Below are 2,107 nucleotides of genomic sequence, written 5' to 3'. Positions count from 1 at the left end.
CAGGGGGCGCTTAGCTCTGACATTCACGGACACGCAACAATAAAAGATATTGCAGGGCGCGCGGTAATGGCCGCTGATGCGCTACTGTTACAGCTCGCTAAAGCCAAGTAGTGCCCACCACACCCAACTCCGCCAAGCCCGCGTCCTGCGGGCTTTTTTGCGCCTGCGACAAATATTCCGCATCTCATCTTCTCAGCATTAAGGCGAGGCTGTATCATTCCGCATCCTTTTTCCGGTTGCGTGTGACATGGAATACCCACTTTCGCCTTACCCGTGTCTATATATAGACGTGAATGCTGTTAACGCAGAAATCGAGCAGCTTGGCACAAAAGAAAAAATGTGGATTTGTTACCCTCCCAATGCTCAGGCGCGTTCGTTGCTAAAATTCTCTCGGGAGAATACTGGTGAGCATTGGGCAGAAAAGTGCGCTGCAGAGCTTTGCTGCGCGCTTGGTATTCCACACGCGCGCTATGATTTGGCTATCGTTGGTGGGCGTCATTGTGTTTTGTCACAAAATTTCATCCCTGATGGCTACCGTATGTTGATGGGTAACGAGGTGTTGCACGCCTTGGCAACGGATTACCCTGACCCGCAAGCGCCAGCCGAACGTCTAGTGCGCATCAAAGAGCATACTATCGATAGGGTAATGGCTTGTTTGGGTGACGAAGCTATTTTATTGCCGCAGGCTGCCCAGTGGCCTACGGGTTTTAATGCAGCGGATTTGTTTTGTGGCTATTTGTTGCTCGATGCACTGATTAGCAATCAAGATCGCCACCATGAAAACTGGGCGATTATGCAAAATGAGCGAACGGGCGAGCGCTATTTGTGCCCAACTTACGACCACGCCGCTAGCTTGGGGCGAGAAATGCGAGATGAGGAGCGTATTGAGCGGCTGGCAACACGAGACAAGAATCGGCAGATATTGGCTTTTGTAAACAAAGCAAGGTCAGAACTATTCCTGTCACCGAGTGACAAAAAGCCTTTGCTCACAGTGGATGCTTTTAACTGCGCCGGCGAGATCCGCCCCGAAGCAAGAAAATACTGGCTAAGGCAATTGATTAATCTATCTGACGCTTGCATTGTGGGTATATTTGCTCGGGTGCCAGATGCGTGCATCTCTGCAAGCGCAAGGCATTTTGCTTGCGAGATGGTTAAAGAGAACAAAAAAAGGTTATTACAGTATGACCGATGACAATATCGTTTATTTAGCGTGGCAAGATCCTGAATCTCGTCGGTGGCACACGGTGGGGCAACTGGCAGCTAAGCCGCATGGGTATCTTTTTGCCTATACCAAGGGGGCAAAGAGCTCGCCGCGCTTCATTGCTTTTGATGGCATGAGAGAATTTGATGGCGCGTATTTTTCGGCTGATCTTTTCCCATTATTTAAGAATCGGCTGCTATCGGCACGGCGGCCTGAATATAAAAAATTCATGGCGTGGCTAGGCTTTGATAGTGAGCAGCATGGCGCCTTCGATCCTTTAGAGGTGCTATCTCGCTCGGGCGGCCTGCGCGTTACGGATAGTTTGCAGATTTATCGCGCTATTACCCCTATGCGCAGTGGTGATGTTGAGCATTATTTCTTTGCGCACGGATTGTCACATTTGGGCGCCGCCACCGCCGTGCGCGTCGCCCAGCTTAAGGTGGGAGAGCGACTGGCTTTAACCTTGGATGTGCAAAATCAGCATGATGAAAATGCTGTATTGATTCGCGCCGATGAGCCGGCTCAAATTGTCGGCTATTGTCCGCGCTTTCTTTCTCGGCCGCTTCGCCAATTATTATTGAGGGCGCCAAGCCAATTCACCCTGACGGTTGAAAAGGTAAGCACTGAGGCCCCAACTCATTATCGCCTCCTATGTCGCCTAACTGGTTCACTGGGAGCCGAGTATGGCCCCGCGCTTGAGCCCGACTCAGAGTGTTCCCCGCTGATTTAGCGCCCTGGCACCATCAAGACCCCAGCCCTCTGCATGAGGGCTTTTTTGTGCCTGCGAGGCGGAAAAATCCCCGTTTACGCCCGTGACTAGGGCCTATGCTAGCCACATTCATTGGGCTAGAAGAGGAGTCGTCATGCAGCAGCCCCCCGTTATTGTGTACAACTTAAAACAGCGCG

The 2,107-nt window shown here is 51.4% G+C and carries 2 protein-coding genes; both read left to right on the top strand.

Translation table 11 applies throughout. The features are described 5' to 3' along the window. The first annotated feature begins 505 nt into the window (after positions 1-505). Entirely contained in the window at positions 506-1,192 is a 687-nt protein-coding gene (locus ACRCZA_RS03880; RefSeq protein WP_438673164.1) for a hypothetical protein, read from the top strand. Then, entirely contained in the window at positions 1,182-1,931 is a 750-nt protein-coding gene (locus tag ACRCZA_RS03875; RefSeq protein WP_438673163.1) for an HIRAN domain-containing protein, read from the top strand. The genes ACRCZA_RS03880 and ACRCZA_RS03875 overlap by 11 nt, the downstream gene beginning before the upstream one ends. The last annotated feature ends 176 nt before the right edge of the window (positions 1,932-2,107 follow it).

The organism is Shewanella sp., assembly GCF_051658185.1.
GTDB lineage: Bacteria > Pseudomonadota > Gammaproteobacteria > Enterobacterales > Shewanellaceae > Shewanella.
This window is presented reverse-complemented; position numbering and strand designations above follow the sequence as displayed.

What these genes read in the sequence shown, in the direction of transcription:
- ACRCZA_RS03875 (WP_438673163.1), top strand. Translation starts at nt 1,182, where the DNA reads ATGACCGATGACAATATCGTTTATTTAGCGTGGCAAGATCCTGAATCT.